Origin of the sequence: Azoarcus sp. CIB (assembly GCF_001190925.1) — a bacterium.
Classification (GTDB): Bacteria; Pseudomonadota; Gammaproteobacteria; order Burkholderiales; family Rhodocyclaceae; genus Aromatoleum.
Genome location: NZ_CP011072.1, coordinates 1,478,090 through 1,497,588, shown reverse-complemented (window position 1 = coordinate 1,497,588; position 19,499 = coordinate 1,478,090). Strand labels below are relative to the sequence as shown.

The following is a 19,499-nucleotide window of genomic DNA, read 5'->3' as shown; positions in this document are numbered from 1 at the left end:
ACACCCTCATGCATTCCCCCGCCCCGCCGACTTCGCTGCTGCACGCGCTCCGACGCGTGATGCGGCCGCTGGTGCGGCTGATGCTGCGCAAGGGGGTGACCTATACTTATTTTTCGGACATGCTCAAGGGCGTTTTCGTGGAGGTGGCGGAGCAGGAGTTCCGCCTCGACGCCAACGCGCCGAGCGACAGCAGGATCAGCCTCCTGACCGGTGTGCATCGCAAGGACGTCAAGCGTCTGCGCGGCCAGCGTGAGGATGTGGCGGACGACCTGCCCGCAGCCATATCCTTGGGAGCCCACCTCGTGAGCACCTGGCAGACCACCGCGCCGTTCTGCACGCGGCCGGGCGAGCCCGCGCCCTTGCCGCGGCTCGCCAGCACCGGCGGAGAATGCTCCTTCGATGCGCTCGTCGCGCGCGTCAGCAAGGACATCCGGGCGCGCGTGGTGCTCGACGAATGGCTGCGGCTCGGAATCGCGCGCATGGATGATCATGACCGCGTGCATCTTGAGACTACGGCCTTCATTCCGCAGAAGGGCTTCGACGAGAAGGCGGCCTATTTCGGCCACAACGTACATGACCATGCCTGTGCGGCAGTGCATAACCTGACTGCCGACGGCCCGCCGTATTTCGAACGCAGCGTACATTACGACGCCTTGTCCTTGGCCAGCATCGCACACCTGCGCGACGCGGTCGCAAGCGAAGGGATGCAGGCGCTGCTCGCGTTCAATACGCTGGCCTCGGACCTCGAAGCACAGGACGCTCAAGCCCCCGATGCACGACAGCGGGTCACGATCGGCCTGTATTTCTACAGCGAGGCGAATTCGGGCACCGGCCCGTCCGGCAACGCCTCGCCAACATCCCCGTCATGAGTAATCGCTTCCACCCACTGAGCCGGCTAGTGGCGGGCCTCGCGCTCGCGCTGTGCGGCGTTGTCCCGGCGGTTGCCGCACCGGTGTGCGTGGACCCGGGCGGCATCGGTGGTACGGGCGCGCCCCGGCGCGAGGGCGGGATCGGCGGCACCGGGTCGCCGGCGTCCGGCATCGGCGGGACCGGCGCACCTGCCGCATCGGGCATCGGCGGCACGGGCGCGCCGGTGGCATCGGGAATCGGAGGCACGGGCGCGCCGCTCGCGCAGGGAGGGATCGGCGGCACGGGAGCCCCTGCCCGCGAAGGCGGAACCGGTGGCACGGGCATCGTCGGGACGATCACCGGCTTCGCGTCGATTTGCGTGAACGGTGTGGAGGTGCATTACGACGAGGCCGTTCCGGTGACCGAAAACGGCATCGGCGGCACCGTGTCGCGCCTTGCCGTGGGACAGGTCGTCGCCGTGGAGGCCGGTACTTCGCCGCGCGGACTGGAAGCACGCAGCATCGCGATCGTTCACGCCTACGAAGGCCCCGTGACCGCTGCGCGCAAGGGCGCCGAGCCGCTGCGCGTGATGGGTCAGCCGGTGCAGCTTGCGTCAGGGGCGAAGGTCGAGGCGGGCCTGCGCGCCGGCGAGATGGTGCGGGTGAGCGGATTCCGCAATGCGTCCGGCGAGGTCGTTGCAACCCGCGTCGAACGGGCACCACAGTTGCGCGAGGCGAGCGCGATCGGAACGCGCGGCGGCGACGGAACGCTGCACGGAATGGCGCTGAGCGGCGACGCCCGGGGCAATGCGGAGTCGCTGGTACGCGGCACATGGACAGGACGTGCGCTGGCGGTGACGCAGGCAAGGACTAATCCGACGATTCCCTTCGCCGGGCGCGTGCGCAACGCGATCGTGGAAGGCTTGGTGTTCGAGCGCAGCGGCAACCGGATGGATATCAGCGGTTTCGAAGTGGAACTGGCGGAAGCCACCGAATTCTCGGAGGGCGCGGCTGGCACGCTGGAAAAGGACATGCGTGTCCGGGTGCAAGGCAGCTTCACCGGCGAGCGCAAGGTCAAGGCTGCCCGCATCGAGGTCGTGCGCGACGGCTTCGGGGCCGGCGAAGGCCACGACGGTTCGCGATCCGGAAAGAAATCCGGCAACGGCGAGGACGAGGGCGAGGGCGAGGGCGAGGGCGAGGGCGAAAAGGAACACGGTTCTGGCAAGACGCGGACGGAGATCGACGACAAACGGATCCGCATCGAAACCGACGACGGATCGGGACGCGAGCGCATCGAGCGCGAGCTGTCGCCCACGGGCGAAGTTGAACGCGAGCGGATCGAACGCACGGAGGTGAGCCCGAGCGGCGACCTGCTGTTGCGCGAACGCATCGAGACGCGTACCTCGGGCGACCGCATCGAAACCCGCCAACGCATCGAGCGCTTCGACGGCAGCGGCCGGATCGAGCGTATCGAACGCACCGAACGAATCGAACGGCCGGAACGCATCGAGCGCCTGGAACGGCCCGAGAAGCTTGAAAGACCGGAACGCATCGAACGCCCCGAACATGACTGAAGCACTACCGGGACACGACACCCCAACGCGGAGGAAGAGTCGAATGAAGCATAAGCGCATCCTGCCGGCCCTGCTGCTGTCCGGCAGCGCCCTCGCCGCCGGCACCGGAGAATTGAATGTCACGACCGGACTGGATTATTCGACCGGCGACTACGGCACGAGCACGACGAGCGAAACCTGGTATGTGCCGATCGCGGTGAAGTACGAAACCGGCCGCATGACCTACAAGGCGACCATTCCGTACCTGCGCGTCTCGAACGCGGTGGTGAGCCCGGACGGCGACCCGATCCAGGGCACCGACTGCTCCGGCACCGAGACCGGGCTCGGCGACATCACGGCGAGCGCCGGTTACAACCTGCTGGACGGCAGTGCGAACGGCCTGCTGCTCGACGCGGTGGCAAAGTTGAAGATGCCGACCGCGGAAAGCAAGTGCCTGGGCAACAACAAGACCGACTACGCGCTGCAGTTCGACGCCGCGAAGGCCTTCGGTCCTGTAACCGCCTTCGGCACCGTCGGGTGGAAAGACATGGGCAATTCGGAGCTGCGCAATCCTTTCTACGCTTCCCTCGGCATCGGCACCAAGCTCGGGCCGACGACCACCGTCGGCGCAGCCTACGACTGGCGCGCGCGGCTGCGATCCTCCGGCGACCCGATCCGCGAGGCCTCGCTGTTCCTGAGCCAGAAACTGAGCACCCAGTGGAAGCTGCAGGTGTATGGCGTGAAAGGGTTTTCCGACAACAGCCCGGACTGGGGCGGCGGCGTGATGGTCGGCTACACGTACTGACCGTTCTTCGGTTTGGATCGGCCCGCGGGGCCGGAATCGCGAGAGGAGATCTCCTCCCTTCCGATTCCGGCCCCGTTTTCTTTTCCTTGAGAGAGTAAGTCGGCCCAATTCCCGAAATTGATTCAAATCATGGAGCAACCACCGCGCGCTGCCCAGAATGCGTCCAACCTTCGGGTTATTTCTCAATCACTCGGATGCATGACAAAACAATGAGGGACAAACCATGAGCGGCACATTCACTAAGGCGATGGCCCGCAACATCTTTTACGGCGGGACAGTGTTCTTCTTTCTGCTATTGGTGGCATTGACGTTCGACACCATGGGCGGTCTGCCGAAATCCGACAACCGTGCGAACCTGACGGAGTCTGTCCTGCGCGGCAAGCACATCTGGGAAACACGCAACTGCATCGGCTGCCACACGCTGCTGGGCGAAGGTGCGTACTTTGCGCCGGAGCTGGGCAACGTGTACCAGCGTCGCGGTCCCGAGTTCATCAAGGCATGGATCAAGTCGCAGCCGACCGGCACGCCCGGACGCCGCCAGATGCCGAACTTCAATCTGACCGAGCAGGAACTCGACGACATGGTCGCCTTCCTGAAGTACAGCTCGGAGATCAACACCCAGAAATGGCCTCCCAACATCGAGGGCTGAGCGCAGCGAATCGACAACTCCAAGGGAATTCATAACTATGAAATATTCATCTCAATCGGTTGCGCTGCCGTACTTCATAGCAGCCATCGGACTGTTCGTCGGCCAGATCATCTTCGGCCTGGCAATGGGTCTGCAGTACGTCGTCGGCGATTTCCTCTTCCCGGAAATCCCGTTCAACGTAGCGCGGATGGTGCACACCAACCTGCTCATCGTGTGGCTGCTGTTCGGCTTCATGGGCGCCACCTACTTCCTCATTCCCGAGGAGGCGGAAACGGAGCTGTATAGCCCGAAACTCGCACTGCTGATGTTCTGGATCTTCCTGATCGCGGGTGCGGCGACGATCCTCGGCTACCTGCTGGTGCCGTATTCGACGCTCGCCGAGATGACGGGCAACAACCTCCTCGCGACGATGGGACGGGAGTTTCTGGAGCAGCCGCTGATCACCAAGGTCGGCATCGTGATCGTGGCGCTGGCCTTCCTGTTCAACATCACCATGACCATGCTGAAGGGCCGCAAGACCGTCATCAGCATCGTGCTGCTGATGGGCCTGTGGGGTCTGGCGATCTTCTTCCTGTTCTCGTTCTACAACCCGGGCAACCTGGTCAAGGACAAGTTCTACTGGTGGTGGGTTGTGCACCTCTGGGTGGAAGGCGTGTGGGAACTGATCATGGCCGCCATCCTTGCCTTCGTGCTGATCAAGGTGACCGGCGTCGACCGTGAAGTGATCGAGAAGTGGCTGTACGTCATCATCACCCTGGCGCTCGTCACCGGCCTGATCGGTACCGGCCACCACTACTTCTGGATCGGCACGCCGGAATACTGGCAGTGGCTGGGCTCGATCTTCTCGGCCCTGGAACCGATCCCGTTCTTCGCCATGACCGTCTTCGCGTTCAACATGGTTAACCGTCGCCGCCGCGAGCATCCGAACAAGGCTGCCGTGCTGTGGGCGCTGGGTACCGGCGTGATGGCCTTCCTCGGCGCTGGCGTGTGGGGCTTCCTGCACACCCTGGCTCCGGTCAACTACTACACGCACGGTTCGCAGATCACCGCAGCCCACGGCCACATGGCCTTCTACGGCGCCTACGTGCTGGTGGTGCTGACGATCATCAGCTACGCGATGCCGCTGCTGCGCGGTCGTGCCGCCAACAGCGAGCGTTCGCAGGTGTGCGAGATGTGGGCGTTCTGGCTGATGACGATCTCGATGGTCTTCATCACCCTGTTCCTCACCGCCGCCGGCATCCTGCAAGTGTGGCTGCAGCGCGTGTCCGACACCCCGATGTCCTTCATGGCGGTGCAGGACCAGATCGCGCTGTTCTACTGGATGCGCCTGTGGGCCGGTGTGGTGTTCGCAGCGGGCCTCGTGACCTACCTTGCGAGCTTCTTCGTCAAGGGCGAGAGCAAACCCCTGATCCATGCTTGATGGATCACTCGCTTCCGGCCCTCCGCGGGGCTGGTGAAGCGATTCCGGGGCGGCTTCGGCCGCCCCTTTTTTATTGTTGCGGGGCACTTGGGCTTTTTTCCCCACCTCTTTGTGGCGCCAAGTCCGGGAGTTAACCGGAATCAAGGTTCGGCGCACCTCCCCTTCGTAGACTGGGACACATGAATACATGCGTCCAAACACTCGTGAGCCCGTCTGCCCTCCCGGCCGTCACTTCCGACAGCCCCGCCCGGCGCCTGCCCGGCGACCTGGCGATCTGGTTCTTCATCCTCGCCGAACTGCTCGCCTTCGGCGCTTTCTTCATCGTCTATGCGTTCGCGCGTGCGAACAACGTCGAGCTGTTCAACGAGCAACAGATGGCGCTGGACCGCAATGCCGGGGCGATCAACACGATCCTGCTGCTGACTTCGAGCTACCTCGTGGTGCGCGCGGTGCAGGCGGCGGAAGCCGGACAGGGGCGCCGCGCGGCGACGTGGATCGCCGGGGGCTTCGCGTGCGGCGCGGGCTTCGTCGTCGTGAAGCTGTTCGAATACGCGGCAAAGTTCGAGGCCGGCGTGAGCCTGTCGTCGAGCACCTTCCACATGTTTTACCTGGTGCTGACCTTCTTCCATTTCATGCACGTGATCCTGGGGCTGGTGATCCTGGCGGCCCTGTGGAACAACGCGCGCAGGGGGCGCTACGGCCCGGACAACATGAACGGAATCGAGACGGGTGCTGCGTACTGGCACATGGTGGATCTGGTGTGGTTGATCCTGTTTCCGCTGGTCTATGTGATGCGCTGAGAGGTACGAGACGATGCAAACCCAAGAATCTTCCGCCCGCGCCCTACAACACTCCGATCACGGCACGCCGTTGCGCGCCACTGTGATCTGGGTCGTGCTCATCGCGGCAACCATCGTGACCTGGAGCGTGGGCGAGAACGGAGGTTCCGGCCCCGCCGTCGTCGGCCTGCTGTTCGCGATCGCGTTCGGCAAGGGCGCCCTGATCATCCTCGACTACATGGCGCTGCGCCGCGCCCCGCTGATGTGGCCGGTGCTCGCGCTCGGCTGGATGACGCTCGTCTGCGCCCTGATCGGCATTGCCTACTGGAAAGGACTCGCCGCATGATGCTCGATACGCCCCACCTCGACGTTCCCTTCTACCAGCCCGCCGGCGACGAAATCGACGTCTTCGAGCATGCGTGGAAGAACCGCCTGCCGCTGCTCATCAAGGGCCCGACGGGCTGCGGCAAGACGCGCTTCATCGCGCACATGGCCGCGCGCCTGGGTCTGCCGCTGTACACGGTGGCCTGCCACGATGACCTGACCGCGGCCGACCTCGTCGGCCGCCATCTGATCGGCGACGGCCAGACCGTGTGGTGCGACGGCCCGCTGACCCGCGCGGTGCGCGAGGGCGGTATCTGCTACCTCGACGAGGTCGTCGAGGCGCGCAAGGACACGACCGTGGTGCTGCACCCGCTCGCCGACGACCGCCGCATCCTCCCGATCGACCGCACCGGCGAACTGCTCGCCGCGCCGCCCTCCTTCATGCTGGTGGTGTCGTACAACCCGGGCTACCAGAACCTGCTGAAGGGCATGAAGCCATCGACGCGGCAGCGCTTCGTGAGCCTGCGCTTCGATTTCCCCGCCACCGAGCGCGAGGAAGCCATCCTCGTCGGCGAATCGCGCTGCGCCCCGGATCTCGCGAAACGCCTCGTGTCGATCGCGCATGCGCTGCGCACGCTCAAGGACCAGGACCTCGAAGAAGCCGCGAGCACGCGCCTGCTGGTGTATGCGGCACTGCTCGTGCGCGACGGCATGGACCCGGTGACCGCCTGCCGCGCGGCGATCGTCGAGAGCCTGACCGACGACCCCGAAGTCGCCGACGCCCTGATGGAGGTTGTGTCAGCCACCTTCGGGCGCTGACACCCTCCCCAGGTCATTCGGCCCAAAGACCCATGTCCGACCAGGAACCCGATCTCCTCAAGGAGCAGATGCCCGGCCCGCGCCTTGCGATCCTCGCCGAGGCGCTGTTCCTTGCGAACCTGCTGATCGCGCCCGGACTGGCCTTCCTCGCGTTGCTGGTGCTGTGGCGCCGCCATCGCGACAGCGCGCCGCTGGTGGTGCGCAACCACCTGCAGCAGACGGTCGTCGCGAGCATCTACGGCGGCGCGATGCTGGTCGGCGTCAGCGTCGGGATCTTCCTGCTCGGGGGATTCGACGATCCGTGGTCGTGGGTGCTCGGCATTCTCTACTTCGTTTCGTTTCACGCCACGCTGGTGATCTTCGGCGTCGTCGGACTGAATCACGCGATTCTCGGCCGCAGCTGGCAGTACCCCTTCATCGGCCCGGATCTCTACGAGTAAGTCCATGAACGCCCCGCTTCCCTCCCTGCTGTCCGCGAATCCCGACGTCGAGGCGAAACCCGCCCGGCGCGTGATCCCCATCGCGAGCGCGAAGCCGATGGGCCATAACCGCACGCAGAAGAAGCGCATCGCCTTCCAGGTCGCCTTCTTCACGCTGTTCATCCTCGCCCCGGTGTTCGACATCCTCCGCTATGACCTCGACGCGGGCCACGCATGGCTGCTCGGCATGGAATGGCGGCTGGGCATGGACGACTTCCTCGCCGGGCGCATCGGCGCGTTCGAAGCGGGTGCGAACGTCATGTTGCGGCTGTTCGTCCCCATCCTCGTCGGCGCAGCGGCCTTCCTGTGGGTGTCGTGGAAATGGGGGCGCCTGTACTGCGGCTGGCTGTGCCCGCACTTCTCGGTCGTCGAGACGATCAACAAGCTGATGCAGAAGGCCTCGGGCAAGCCCAGCGTGTGGGTCAAGGAACCGCTTCCGCCTTGGAAGGCGGACGGCACGCCGTGGCGCGCGGACGCTCGCTGGTGGCTGGTCGTCGTGCCGGCGGCGGTGTTCTTCGCCTTCCTGTGGTCGGTGGTGTTCCTGACCTATCTGCTGCCGCCGGCGGAGATCTACGGCAATCTCTTCGGCGGCGAGCTCACGCGCAACCAGAGGATCTTCCTCACGGCCGGCACCGCGGCGCTGTCGATCGAATTCCTGTTCGCACGGCACCTGTTCTGCCGCTATGCCTGCGCGGTCGGCCTGTTCCAGAGCCTGGCGTGGATGGGCAACCGCAAGGCGATGGTCGTCGGCTTCCAGCGCAAGCGCGCCGCCGACTGTGCGAGCTGCCTGCCGGACCGGCAGTCGGCCTGCGATGCCGTGTGCCCGATGCGGCTCACGCCGCGCAACATCAAGCGCCTGATGTTCACCTGCACGCAGTGCGCGCAGTGCGTCGAGGCTTGTGAGCAGAGCCAGCGCAACAACCCGCAGGGCCCGCTGTTGCAGTGGGTCAGCAACGAAGCCGCACGCCAGAACGAGGCCGGATTCCGCTCCGGCAAGGAACGCTAGCATGGAAGAAGCCGTAGGCAAGATCTGGCACCGTCTGATCACCCGCGCCGCGGTCGGCAACCACCCCGACGCGGTCGTACGGCTCAAGGACATCGAACGCACGGCGGGCGTGTTCTTCCGCGCGCTGGGGGGCGATCCGGGCCTGCGCGTTGCCGCGGCAACCAACGACGAGCATGGTGCGCGGCGCGGCCTGCTCGCCCGCATCGCCGGCGCCGGCGACCGCGCGGCGCGGGCGCGCATGGACCCGTCTACGCTGCGGCTGCCGCCGGAGATCGACGCCTTCCCGGAGAAATCGCTGAACCGCGATCTCTACCTGTGGCTCGCTGCGCTCGCCGCCGCGCACGAAGGCCTCGCCGCCGAAGGCGACGACGAAGCCGACCGGGACTTCCGCCGCAACCAGTTCGCGACCTGCGCCGCACTGCATGCGTGGCCCGGGCTTGCGCCGCGCTACCGGCGGCTGGTCGAGGCCTATCTGCCGAAGCGCCCCAAGCCCGAGAAGTTGCCGCCGCAGGAGGCCGAGCGCGAACGCGCGATCCGGCGCGCGCTGGAAGCGCCGGGCACCGTGTTCGCGCTCCCGGCCGTGGCGCAGGGCACGCCGCCGGCTCACCCCGTGCTGCTGTGGCTCACCGGATCGCTGGCCGCAACGGGAGGCGCGACGCGCCGCAGCGGCGCCGATCCGGAGCAGACCGCTGACGGTGGCCCGCCGGCCTTCGACGAATCCGAGCGCCGCGCCCACCGTGCCGAGCAGGTCGACATGCCGAAGGAAAAGAACGGCCTGCTGCTGATGTTCCGCGCGGAAAGCCTGCTCGCGATCGCTGAGTTCCTGCGCATCAACCGGCCTTCAGACGACGACCCCGACCCGAACGCCGCCGATGCGGCGCGCGACCTCGACCACCTGTCGCTCACGCAGGACACGGAACGCGTCGCCTCCAAGGTGCGCTTCGATCTCGACCTTCCTTCTGCGGCCGAGGACGACATCGTGCTCGGCCCTGGCATCCCCCTGCCGGAATGGGATTACCGCAAGGGCGTGCTGCTGGAAGACCACGTGCGCCTGGCTGAACTCGCCGCGCGCGATGCCCAGCCCTGCCCGCTGCCTGAGCACCTTCGCCGCACCGCCAAGCGCCTGCACCAGCAGTTTGCGGCGCTGCAACCGGGACGGCGCTGGATCAAGGCGCAGGTCGACGGCTCCGAGCTCGACGTCGACGCGGTCGTGCGCGCGCAGACGGACCGCGCCGTGGGCCGCCACCCCTCGGACCAACTCTGGCTGTCGCTGGAAAAGCGCGAACGCGATCTCGCCTGCATGGTGCTCGCCGACCTTTCCCTGTCCACGGACAGCTGGGTGTCGAGCGAAGCGCGCGTCATCGACGTGATCCGCGACGCCTTGCTGCTCTTCGGCGAGGCGCTTGGTGCCACGGGGGACCGCTTCGCGATCGCCGGCTTCTCCTCCGTAAAACGCAGCCAGGTGCGCTTCCATCGGCTGAAGGACTTCGGCGACCGCTTCGATGATCGCATCCGCGGCCGCATCAGCGCGATCAAACCCGGCTACTACACGCGCCTCGGCGCCGCGATCCGGCGCTCGAGCCAGATCCTCGCCGCCGAGCCCGCCGCGCGGCGCATCCTCCTGATCCTGTCGGACGGCAAGCCCAACGACCTGGATCTCTACGAAGGCCGCTATGGCATCGAGGACACGCGCATTGCCGTATCCGAGGCGCGCAAGCTCGGTCTCGTGCCCTTCTGCGTGACGATAGACCGCGAGGGCGCCGGCTACCTCCCGCACCTCTTCGGCCCGGCCGGCTTCGCGGTGATCCGCAAGCCGGAAGAACTGCCGGCGCGTTTGCCCATGTTCTACGCCCAACTCACGCGGTGATGCCATGCCCTTGACCGACTGCCTGCGCGAGCGCTCGGGCCTGCCCGTGACGCCGCACGCGGACACCGAGAACCTGTGTCGTCTGCTCGCCCATGTCCCGCTCCTCGAAGGATTCGACCCCGGCGAACTTGCCCGCTTCGCGCGCGGCGTGCGCGAACAGAACGTCGACAAGGGCACCGTGCTGTTCCACCGCGGCGACCCCTGCCACGGCTTCCACCTGGTGCTGTGCGGCCAGATCAAACTCGCTTTCACCTCCGCCGAAGGCCAGGAAAAGGTCATCGAGATCATGCGCCCGGGCCAGAGCTTCGGCGAGGCGGTGATGTTCATGGAGAAGCCCTACTTCGTGATGGCACAGGCCCTCAGCGATAGCCGGCTGCTGCACATCGCCAAGAGCGTGGTGTTCGAGGAGATGGACCGCGATCCCACGTTCTGCCGCCGCATCATCGCCGGGCTGTCGCAGCGCCTGCACCACCTCATCGCCGACGTCGAGACCTACTCCCTGCTCTCCGGTCGCGAGCGCATCGTCGGCTACCTGCTGCGCGAGGAGGAAAGCAGCGGCGAACCGGGCCTGTGCGGACGCGTCTCGATCCGCCTGCCGACCAGCAAGGGCACGATCGCCTCGCGACTCAACCTCACGCAGGAACACTTCTCGCGCATCCTGCACGAACTGGCCGAGGTTGGCCTGATCGTCGTCGAGGGGCGCACGATCCATATCCCGGACATCGAACGCCTGCGCACCACCGGCGCCCGCTACTGAAGCGCACCGGTTCCGGAGGGCCACGCACGGAGATGTGTCGAAAGTACTGGCGGCGCCTCGGGCCGTAATTGATAATTGATTCCCGTTCCCGCGCGAACCAACATCATGAGCGTCACCGACAGTTGGCAGGAATTCGCCGCATCCGCCGCCAAGCAGGCCGGAAACCTGCACGTCGCGTCGGTCAGCGACAAGGTGCGTGAACTGCACCAGCGCATCCACGAACGCTATCCCGCCATCGCACGCATCGCCGTCGCACTCTACGACCCCGAGATGCGGCGCCTCAAGACCTTCGTCGCCAGCAACGAGCCGGGGATCACGCCGCTGAACGGCTACGAGTGCCCGATCGACACCGTCCCCTCGCTGCTCGCTATCGCCGAAAGCGGACAGGCGCGCGTGCTCAACGACCTCGGCAAGCTGGCGCAGTCCGACACGACGCACTCGCGCTGGCTGCACAACGAAGGTTTCCAGTCCAGCCTCACGCTGCCGATCCGGCGGGGCGACCAACTGCTCGGCTTCCTGTTCTTCGACGCCCGCGAGCGCGACGTCTTTCAGGACCCGGTCGTCGCTGACCTCCTGCTCTACGGCCATCTCATCGGCATGATCGTGACCCAGGAGCTCGCCACCGTGCAGATGCTGGTGGGCGGGCTGAGGCTGGCGAGCCAGTTCGCCCACGTGCGCGACCTCGAAACCGGCGCCCACCTCGACCGCATGGCGCGCTATGCCCGCCTCATCGCACGCGAAATCGGCCCGGCGCACGGCAAGACCGACGACTACGCGGAAAACATCTTCCTGTTTTCCGCCCTGCACGACATCGGCAAGGTCGGCGTGCCCGACCGCATCCTGCTCAAGCCCGGCAAGCTCGACGATACCGAACGCGAGGAGATGCGCCGGCACGTCATCGTCGGCTTGCAGATGGCCGAACGCCTGATCAACGACTTCGGCCTCGCATCCCTGTCGAACATCGACATGCTGCGCAACATCGTCATCGCGCACCACGAACGCTTGGACGGTAGCGGCTATCCGCATGGCCTCCGCGGCGACGCGATTCCGCTCGAAGCCCTCATCGTCGCTACCGCCGACGTCTTCGACGCGCTGGCCTGCGCGCGCAGCTACAAGCCCGCCTGGACGCTGGACAACGCCTTCGAGGAAATCGAACGCATGTCGGGTTCCCAGCTCTATGCACCTGCGGTACAGGCCCTGCTCCATTGCCGCGAAGAAGTCGAAGCGATCTATCAGCGCTTTCAGGACGCCAGCGTTACGCTATAATCCGGCCCGCGCCGGCATAGCTCAGTTGGTAGAGCAACCGCCTTGTAAGCGGTAGGTCATCTGTTCGAGTCAGATTGTCGGCACCAATGGATTCAGAGACTTAAGCCAACTCGCAGGGGTTGGCTTTTTCGTGTTCCATGCTCTCCCTGTGACTCGGTAGAGAATTGGTAGAGAACGAAATTCGCGCACTGCGTTTGCGTCCGGCTCTTGGGACCCCACAAGCTCAGTCAAGCAGCAAGCGGTTCGTTCTCGAATACGATGTGCGGCGACAGGCCCGCGGTCGCTGCCATATCAATCAACGCATCAAGCGAAAACAGATTGATCTTGCCGCGCATCAGGTCCGAGATTCGCGGCTGGGTCACACCGAAAAGTGCGGCGGCGTCCTGCTGCGTCATGCCGCGCTGGCGGATCGTCTGCTCCAAGGCGCGCATCAGTTCAGCCTTGGCCCGCATGCTTGCGACCTGTTGCGGCGTATCCTCGATCGCATCCCACACGCTGGTAAAGGTCTGAGTCGTCATCGTTGCTCTCCCATGAGTACCCGGTAACGCTTGCGGGCAAGTTCAATGTCGGCATCCGCTGTCTTTTCCGTCTTTTTCTGAAAGCAGTGCAACACGTGCACGGCATCAGCCAGCTTGGCCAGATAGATCACGCGAAACGCGCCGTCGGCGTCTCGTATGCGAATCTCCTTCACCCCCTGTCCTACGCTGTTCATGGGCTTCCAGTCGATTGGCTCTTGCCCGTGCTGCACCAGATCGAGTTGATAACCGGCCTCGCGACGTGCATTCAACGGAAACTGGCGCAGATCATCGAGCGCAGTTCCACGGAAGGAAATCGGCTTCATGGGCTAAGTATATAAATTTTTGTATAAACAGCAAGTCGATGCTATGCCACGACGCGCAAACCCGTCGACTGCCAGGAATCCGGCTGCTCGATTCCGGCCTGCTCCAGAATCCAGCCCTCAATCTTCGTGTGCCACTGGCGCAACAGGTCGAGCGGCCGGCGGCGGTAATGCTTCTCGGCAATGGCACTCGGTTTATGCCCCATGATCTGCGCGGACACGCCGACCGGGCATTCCACCCATTCGGCCAACGTACCGATGGAGCGGCGCAGGCCATGCAGAGAGAGCGCAGGAAGACCGGCAGCAGCGGTCATCTGTTCGAGTCAGATTGTCGGCACCAACGGACTCAACGATTCAAGCCAACCTTCACGGTTTGGCTTTTTCGTTTCTGCACGTCCACTCGCGCACACCGTCATCCAGGATTGATGTTTGCCCTGGCGCGAATGTGCAGAAACTCAGAGCTTGTAGCCGATTTGCCGCAGCAGCAGCTTGCGCGCTTCGATCTTCTCATCGTCCTCGATCCCGAGCGGCGGATAACCGTCGACGACACCGATGATCCCGCGCCCCTGCCCCGTTTCCGCCAGCAGAACCTCGACTGGATTCGACGTCGCACAGAAGATGCGGCACACCTCGGGCACCTGCTTGATCGCGTTGAGGACATTGACCGGATAGAAACCTTCGCCGAGAAAGACGATGAAGCTGTGACCCGCGCCGATCGCGTGCGCGTTCGTCTGGGCCAGCAATACCAGTGCTTGGTCGGTGCCCGACCAGCGGATCAGGCGATCGCCGGACGCTTCGCAGAACGCGAGCCCGAAGCGGATGCCGGGCACCGCATTGACGAGCGCTTCGTGGATATCCTCGACCGACTTGATGAAGTGCGTCTGGCCGAGGATGACGTTGATCGGTTCGGGTTTGTCGATCCTGACAGGAATCAGATTCATGGTGTCACGCCTCCGCTGTGTGGGGCCGCGCCGCGGCGTCATGCCGGAACGATACCTGTGCGAGCGGCCGTCACCTTCACCATAGCACCCGGTCGGGCCGGACGCGGCGCGGCGACGGGTGGGTCCGCACGCTCACCCCCGGGCGAGCCAGCGCCCTAGCAATCCGCTCAATTCGGCCGGCGAGAACGGTTTGCCGAGGAAGTCGTCCATTCCCGCCTCGCGGCAACGCTCGAAGTTCTCGTCGCGTTCGCCGGCCGTGAGGGCGACGATCGCGGTGGGCGTCTGGCCGAATTCGCGCTCGTGCTCGCGCCACGCGCGACTCGTTTCCCAGCCGTCCATGCCGGGCATGCGGCAATCCATCAGCACAATATCGAGGTTCGCATCGTCGCGTGCGACCTCAAGGGCTTCGTGGCCCGAGGCGGCAAGCTTCACTTCGCAGCCCAGCGCTTCCAGCAGGCCGCAGCTCGCCTCGCGGATGGCCGGATCGTCGTCGACGAGCAGCACCCGCCCGACGAACTCCGCCCGCCCCGAGCGCGCTGCGCCCTCGCACCGCAACCACTTCACGAGCGTCCCGAGCAACACGTCGCGCTCCACCGGTTTGGACAGGTAGTCGTCCATCCCGGCCTCGAGGCACTTGTCGCGATCCCCGCTCATTGCGAACGCCGTCAGGGCGATGATCGGCGTGTGCCGCTCAGAATCCTCGAGCAGGCGGATGCGACGCGTCGCCTCGTAGCCGTCCGTGCCCGGCATCTGGCAGTCCATCAGCACCAAGTCGGGTTTCCACTCGTGCACCAATTCGACGGCCTCGTCGCCGTTGCGCGCCGACCGCACGACGCAGCCGCCTGCGCGCAGGTATTCGCCGAGCACTTCCACGCTCATCTCGACGTCGTCCGCGAGTACGACCCGAGCGCCCGCCAGGCGCGCCGCGACGGCGTGCGGCACGGCTCGCGGTACCGGCGCAGGCTGCGGATCGCCCAGCTCGAGCGGGAGCTCGAACCAGAAGGTGCTGCCCGAGCCCTCGCGGCTTTTGAGGCCCAGTTCGCCGCCCATCAGCCCGACAAGCTGCCGGCAGATCGCGAGTCCCAGTCCGCTGCCGCCGAACGTGCGCGTCGTCGACGAATCGGCCTGCCCGAACTTCTCGAAGATGCTTTCCTGGCACTCGCGTGCGATCCCGATGCCGGTGTCACGCACCTCCACCCTGAGACGCCCTCTGCCGGCATCCGTCGGCAACCAGCCGACGCTCAGGGTCACCCCGCCGGCGGGGGTAAACTTCACTGCGTTGCCGAGCAGGTTGTCGACCACCTGCCGCAAGCGCACCGGGTCACCTTGCAGCAGCGGCGGGATGTCCCCGCTCCAGGAGATCTTGAAGCGCAGCTTCTTGCGCTCGGCAGCCGCCTCGTGGATCAGCGCGACATCGCCGAACAGCGAACGCGGTTCGAAGCTCTCCGGCCGGATCACGAGCTTGCCGGCCTCGATGCGGGAGATGTCGAGGATGTCGTTGACGATGCCTAGCAACTGCCGCGCGCTGTCGTGCGCGAGGCGGACGTAGCGGTCCTGCTGTTCCGTCAGGTTCGCGTGACGCAGCAGATCGAGCACCCCCAGAATGCCCGTGAAGGGCGTGCGGATCTCATGGCTCATGTTGGCGAGGAAGTCGCTCTTCGCACGGCTGCAGGCCTCGGCACGTTCGCGCGCATCGCGCACCTCGGTTTCCGCGGTCTTGCGCTCGGTGACGTCGTCGAAGGCCAACACCACACCGCGACCCAAATCGTCGGGATCGATCGCCTTGCACGACAATGCGCACCAGAACACCTCTCCGCTGCGACGACGCATTTGCGTTTCCATGCGCAGCACCTCGCCTGCCACGAGCCCGGGCAGCGCCCGGCTCGCCACCTGTTCGTGGGATCCCGCATCGGGAAACAGGTCCGCCGTCCTGAGGCCGATCAACCCGCCTTCCGAATAGCCGAAGATCGCCGCCATCTGGCGATTGGCCCGCGTAATGCGGCGGTCGGCGGGATTGCTCGTATCCACGTAGGCGATACCGACGGCGGCCGCATCCAGGGTGGTCTGCTGGACCGCCTCGAGCCCCTCCTTGGCGCGTCGCAGGCCGACCTCGGCCCGGCGCGCCTGCAGCAGCGCCCAGCCGAGCATCCACATCAGAAGGGCAAACCCCGCGACGATTGCGGCAATGATCAGGCGCATGCCGTCCATGCGATCGGCGAGCTGCGCATTCAGTGAGGACAGCACACCCCAGCGGTCGAGTTCAGCCGCCTCGAAATCGCCCGCCAGCCGGCGCACCTCGCGGACCACCTCGGCGAGCTGTTCGTCCGCTGCAGCGCTGTCGAGCATCGCCACGCGCGAAACCGACTCGCGGATCGGGGCGATTCGGCTCAACAGCGAGCGGCGCAGCGCGGGGTCCGCGTCCTGCCCTTCGGCGCCGTAGCTCGCCGCGAGTGCGAGCGCCTCTGCGGCGTGGGCGAGGTGCTGGCTGCGCTTCAGGACATCGTCGCCGGCACGTTCGATACGCTCCTGCGCATGGCCGAGAAAGTAGCGCGCCTTCAGCAGCGTGCGCGCGCCATGCACGGCGTTGAAATTCGCGCCAAGGAAGACCTCGTGCAGCGTATTGAATCGCGCGAAACCGATCATCAGCATCACGCCCGCCAGCACCGCAACGCCGTAAATGATGAAAGGCAGGCGCTGCGCCCCCTTCGAATGGTCCTTCAATCTGAACTTCCCCTTGCGGACGGGCACACCGGCGGTTGTGCCTGCGTAGAACCCCTCTTATCATCGCGGTCATTTTCCACTCAGGACACCCCGATGGACAATATGCGCGGCGGCAATTTCCCGCTTCGGCCGCGTCCGTGCCCGCTGCGCCGGATGCGCTTGTTCGCGGCAGCGGCGTACGTGGCGATCGCGTGCGGCGCTGCGCCGGCGTCAGCCACTATCTCCGACGGCGAAGTGCGGGTCGGCCTGCTCGCGGACATGAGCTCCATCTACGCCAACATATCGGGGCACGGATCAGCGACCGCCGCACGGATGGCGGTCGAGGACGCAGGAGGCGAGGTCGCCGGCCGTCCGATCAGACTCGTCATCGCGGATCACGGCAACGATGTCGTCCGGGCGGTCGAGACCGCGCGCCGCTGGCTGGACGAGGAAGGCGTGGACGTCATCGCCGACGTCGTCGCCTCACCGGCTGCGCTGGCCGTGCAGGAGCTCAACCGCACGCGCGGGGCGGTGGTCTTCTACAACGGCGTGATGACTTCCGATCTCACCGGCTCCGCCTGCGCCCCCACCGGCATCCACTGGATGTACGACGGCTATGCCTTCACGACCGCGATCGGACGCGAGCTCACGCAACGCGGTGCGCGCTCGTGGTATTTCGTCACCGTCGATAACTCCTTCGGCCAGAACGTGCAGGCCGACCTGACGAAGGTCATCGCCGCCAACGGCGGCCACGTGATCGGCGCGGCGCGCCACACCCTGGGGCAGGAGCAGCTCTTCGCCCAGCTCCGCCAGGCGGCGCAGTCCGGCGCCGACGCGATCGCGCTGGTCAACGCCGGCGACGACATGATCCGCGCCGTGCGCCAGAGCTATGACGTGCTGAGCGTGAGCAAGGGTCAGACGGTGCTCGCGGCGGTCGCGACGACGCTCAACGACGTGCACCTGATGAAGCCGCAACTCGCCCAGGGGCTCAAGCTCGCGCACGCCTTCTACTGGAACCGCGACCCCGAGGCGCGCGCCTGGTCGGAACGTTTCCGCGCGCGCACCGGGGCGATGCCCAACGACATGCAGGCCGGCGTGTATTCGGCGCTGACGCATTATTTCAAGGGCGTCGCGGCGAGCGGCAGCGACAAGGGGACGACCGTCGTCGCGAAGATGCGCGAGCTGCCGATCCGCGACCCGATCGTGCGCAACGCCCGCCTGCGCGAGGATGGCCGCATGGTGCACGACACCTACCTGATGGAAGTGAAAAAGCCCGCCGAGATCACGACCCCGTGGGACTACCTGCGCATCCTGCGGACCATCCCCGCCGAAGAGGCCTTCAAGCCGCTCGCCGAGGGCGGCTGCCCCCTCGTCAAGCGCTGAGGCGCGCGGCACGCACCTAATCGACCAACGGGCTGGCGCGGGTTTCCGCCTGCAGGTGGTGGCCGAGGATCGCCGAAACGCCATGCAGGGCCGGGTAAGGCGCGGTGATCAGGTAGGTCGGGATGCGCGCGAGGTAGTCTGCAAAGCGCCCCTTCGCCTCGAAACGCTGCCGGAAGGGCGAGCGCAGGAAAAGTGCTCCCAGCCGCGGCACGACACCGCCGCCGATGTAGATGCCGCCAACCGCGCCGAGCGTCAGGGCGAGGTCGGACGCGACCGTGCCCAGCATCGCACAGAAGCAGTCGACGACTTCCGCGCACAACGGGTCGCTGCCCGCCAGCGCACGCGTGACGATCCCGGCCGCGCTCGGCGGCTGCACGCCCGCCACGCCGTTGCGCTCGGCGAGTGCGCGGTGGATCAGCTCCAGCCCGGGGCCGGACACGAACCGTTCCGACGACACATGCGGCCTTTCGCGCCACGCATACTGCAGGATGAAGAGTTCGCGCTCGTCGGCGGGCGCAAACGTGGTGTGGCCGCCTTCGCTGCCCAGCGCGATCCAGCGGTCGTCGGCGGGAATCAGGCCGGACACGCCGAGGCCGGTGCCGGGGCCGATCACCCCGATCACACCGTCCGGTGCGGCCGCGCCGCCGCCCACCTGCACGCGCTCGTCCGCCGACAGCCGCGGCAACGCCATCGCGAGCGCCTTGAAGTCGTTCACCACCAGCAGCGTGTCGAAGTCCAGCTCACGGCGCGTCTCCTCGATGGAGAACTGCCAGTCGCGGTTCGTCATCTGCACGTAATCGCCATCGATCGGGTTGGCGATCGCGATCGCCGCATGGCGCGGGGCGAGCTTGCCCTGTTTCCGCAGGTAGGACTGGATGAGGGGGACGATGCCCGCGTAGTCGCCGCAATCGAAGAGCCCGATCGTCTCGACGCGGCCGGGGGCACGCTCGAGCGCAAGACGCGCATTGGTCGCACCGATGTCCGCGAGCAGGCGCGCACCGTCACCGAACTCCTGCGCGGACTCGCGGTTCAGATCAGTTTCTTGCTCGATCGGCATGCCGACTC

The 19,499-nt window shown here is 66.0% G+C and carries 20 protein-coding genes and 1 tRNA gene; 15 read left to right on the top strand and 6 right to left on the bottom strand.

Features of this window, described 5'->3' with window-relative positions; all coding sequences use genetic code 11:
- Positions 1–8 precede the first annotated feature (8 nt).
- The 14 genes from AzCIB_RS06605 to AzCIB_RS06540 all read left to right on the top strand — a co-directional run bounded on the left by AzCIB_RS06605 (position 9) and on the right by AzCIB_RS06540 (position 12,658).
- Positions 9–869 carry a DUF6502 family protein gene (locus tag AzCIB_RS06605; RefSeq protein ID WP_050415162.1) on the top strand — a complete coding sequence of 287 codons (861 nt, stop codon included), beginning with the start codon at positions 9–11 and terminating at the stop codon, positions 867–869.
- Positions 866–2,422, top strand: a complete 1,557-nt coding sequence (locus AzCIB_RS06600; protein WP_050415161.1) for a DUF5666 domain-containing protein — start codon at positions 866–868, stop codon at positions 2,420–2,422. Before AzCIB_RS06605 ends, AzCIB_RS06600 begins: the two co-directional genes overlap by 4 nt.
- Positions 2,423–2,465: 43 nt before the next feature.
- Complete coding sequence (locus AzCIB_RS06595; protein WP_050415160.1) at positions 2,466–3,206, top strand: hypothetical protein; 741 nt, start codon at positions 2,466–2,468, stop codon at positions 3,204–3,206.
- Between the two features lie 223 nt (positions 3,207–3,429).
- On the top strand, positions 3,430–3,855 hold the full coding sequence (locus AzCIB_RS06590) for a c-type cytochrome (RefSeq protein ID WP_050415159.1): 426 nt from the start codon (positions 3,430–3,432) through the stop codon (positions 3,853–3,855).
- A 37-nt stretch (positions 3,856–3,892) separates the two neighbouring features.
- Positions 3,893–5,275 (top strand): cbb3-type cytochrome c oxidase subunit I, encoded by a 1,383-nt coding sequence (locus tag AzCIB_RS06585; RefSeq protein WP_050415158.1) that lies wholly within the window; start codon positions 3,893–3,895, stop codon positions 5,273–5,275.
- Between the two features lie 203 nt (positions 5,276–5,478).
- Complete coding sequence (locus AzCIB_RS06580) at positions 5,479–6,075, top strand: cytochrome c oxidase subunit 3 family protein (protein WP_198149629.1); 597 nt, start codon at positions 5,479–5,481, stop codon at positions 6,073–6,075.
- A gap of 13 nt (positions 6,076–6,088) precedes the next feature.
- Positions 6,089–6,400 (top strand): cytochrome C oxidase subunit IV family protein, encoded by a 312-nt coding sequence (locus AzCIB_RS06575; RefSeq protein ID WP_050415156.1) that lies wholly within the window; start codon positions 6,089–6,091, stop codon positions 6,398–6,400.
- Positions 6,397–7,197 carry a CbbQ/NirQ/NorQ/GpvN family protein gene (locus tag AzCIB_RS06570; protein WP_050415155.1) on the top strand — a complete coding sequence of 267 codons (801 nt, stop codon included), beginning with the start codon at positions 6,397–6,399 and terminating at the stop codon, positions 7,195–7,197. The genes AzCIB_RS06575 and AzCIB_RS06570 overlap by 4 nt, the downstream gene beginning before the upstream one ends.
- 32 nt (positions 7,198–7,229) lie before the next feature.
- Positions 7,230–7,637, top strand: a complete 408-nt coding sequence (locus AzCIB_RS06565) for a magnetosome magnetite crystal formation protein family (RefSeq protein ID WP_050415154.1) — start codon at positions 7,230–7,232, stop codon at positions 7,635–7,637.
- Positions 7,638–7,641: 4 nt separating this feature from the next.
- The gene (locus tag AzCIB_RS06560; RefSeq protein WP_050415153.1) at positions 7,642–8,682 is read left to right on the top strand and encodes a 4Fe-4S binding protein; all 1,041 of its coding nucleotides are present in this window, start codon (positions 7,642–7,644) and stop codon (positions 8,680–8,682) included.
- A gap of 1 nt (position 8,683) precedes the next feature.
- Positions 8,684–10,549, top strand: coding sequence for a nitric oxide reductase activation protein NorD (locus tag AzCIB_RS06555; protein ID WP_050415152.1), 1,866 nt, complete (start codon positions 8,684–8,686; stop codon positions 10,547–10,549).
- Between the two features lie 4 nt (positions 10,550–10,553).
- Positions 10,554–11,306 (top strand): Crp/Fnr family transcriptional regulator, encoded by a 753-nt coding sequence (locus AzCIB_RS06550; protein ID WP_050415151.1) that lies wholly within the window; start codon positions 10,554–10,556, stop codon positions 11,304–11,306.
- A gap of 105 nt (positions 11,307–11,411) precedes the next feature.
- Positions 11,412–12,572 (top strand): HD domain-containing phosphohydrolase, encoded by a 1,161-nt coding sequence (locus AzCIB_RS06545; RefSeq protein WP_050415150.1) that lies wholly within the window; start codon positions 11,412–11,414, stop codon positions 12,570–12,572.
- 10 nt (positions 12,573–12,582) lie between these two features.
- A tRNA-Thr gene (locus AzCIB_RS06540) sits at positions 12,583–12,658 on the top strand.
- Between the two features lie 141 nt (positions 12,659–12,799).
- Here the strand turns inward: AzCIB_RS06540 and AzCIB_RS06535 are convergent.
- The 5 genes from AzCIB_RS06535 to AzCIB_RS06515 all read right to left on the bottom strand — a co-directional run bounded on the left by AzCIB_RS06535 (position 12,800) and on the right by AzCIB_RS06515 (position 17,072).
- Positions 12,800–13,090 (bottom strand): helix-turn-helix domain-containing protein, encoded by a 291-nt coding sequence (locus AzCIB_RS06535; RefSeq protein WP_050415149.1) that lies wholly within the window; start codon positions 13,088–13,090, stop codon positions 12,800–12,802.
- Entirely contained in the window at positions 13,087–13,413 is a 327-nt protein-coding gene (locus AzCIB_RS06530) for a type II toxin-antitoxin system RelE/ParE family toxin (RefSeq protein ID WP_050415148.1), read from the bottom strand. Before AzCIB_RS06530 ends, AzCIB_RS06535 begins: the two co-directional genes overlap by 4 nt.
- 41 nt (positions 13,414–13,454) lie before the next feature.
- Positions 13,455–13,724: a site-specific integrase gene (locus AzCIB_RS06525; RefSeq protein ID WP_050415147.1), complete on the bottom strand. Its 270-nt coding sequence runs from the start codon at positions 13,722–13,724 to the stop codon at positions 13,455–13,457.
- Between the two features lie 141 nt (positions 13,725–13,865).
- Positions 13,866–14,351, bottom strand: a complete 486-nt coding sequence (locus AzCIB_RS06520) for an adenosine-specific kinase (RefSeq protein ID WP_050415146.1) — start codon at positions 14,349–14,351, stop codon at positions 13,866–13,868.
- A gap of 132 nt (positions 14,352–14,483) precedes the next feature.
- Complete coding sequence (locus tag AzCIB_RS06515) at positions 14,484–17,072, bottom strand: response regulator (RefSeq protein ID WP_232299376.1); 2,589 nt, start codon at positions 17,070–17,072, stop codon at positions 14,484–14,486.
- Positions 17,073–17,165: 93 nt separating this feature from the next.
- Here AzCIB_RS06515 and AzCIB_RS06510 point away from each other — a divergent pair, with 93 nt between their 5' ends.
- A complete protein-coding gene (locus AzCIB_RS06510) occupies positions 17,166–18,434 on the top strand; it encodes an ABC transporter substrate-binding protein (protein ID WP_083446895.1) in 1,269 nt (422 codons plus the stop codon).
- A gap of 16 nt (positions 18,435–18,450) precedes the next feature.
- Here AzCIB_RS06510 and AzCIB_RS06505 read toward each other — a convergent pair whose 3' ends face one another.
- Complete coding sequence (locus AzCIB_RS06505) at positions 18,451–19,491, bottom strand: glucokinase (protein ID WP_083446894.1); 1,041 nt, start codon at positions 19,489–19,491, stop codon at positions 18,451–18,453.
- Between the last annotated feature and the right edge of the window lie 8 nt (positions 19,492–19,499).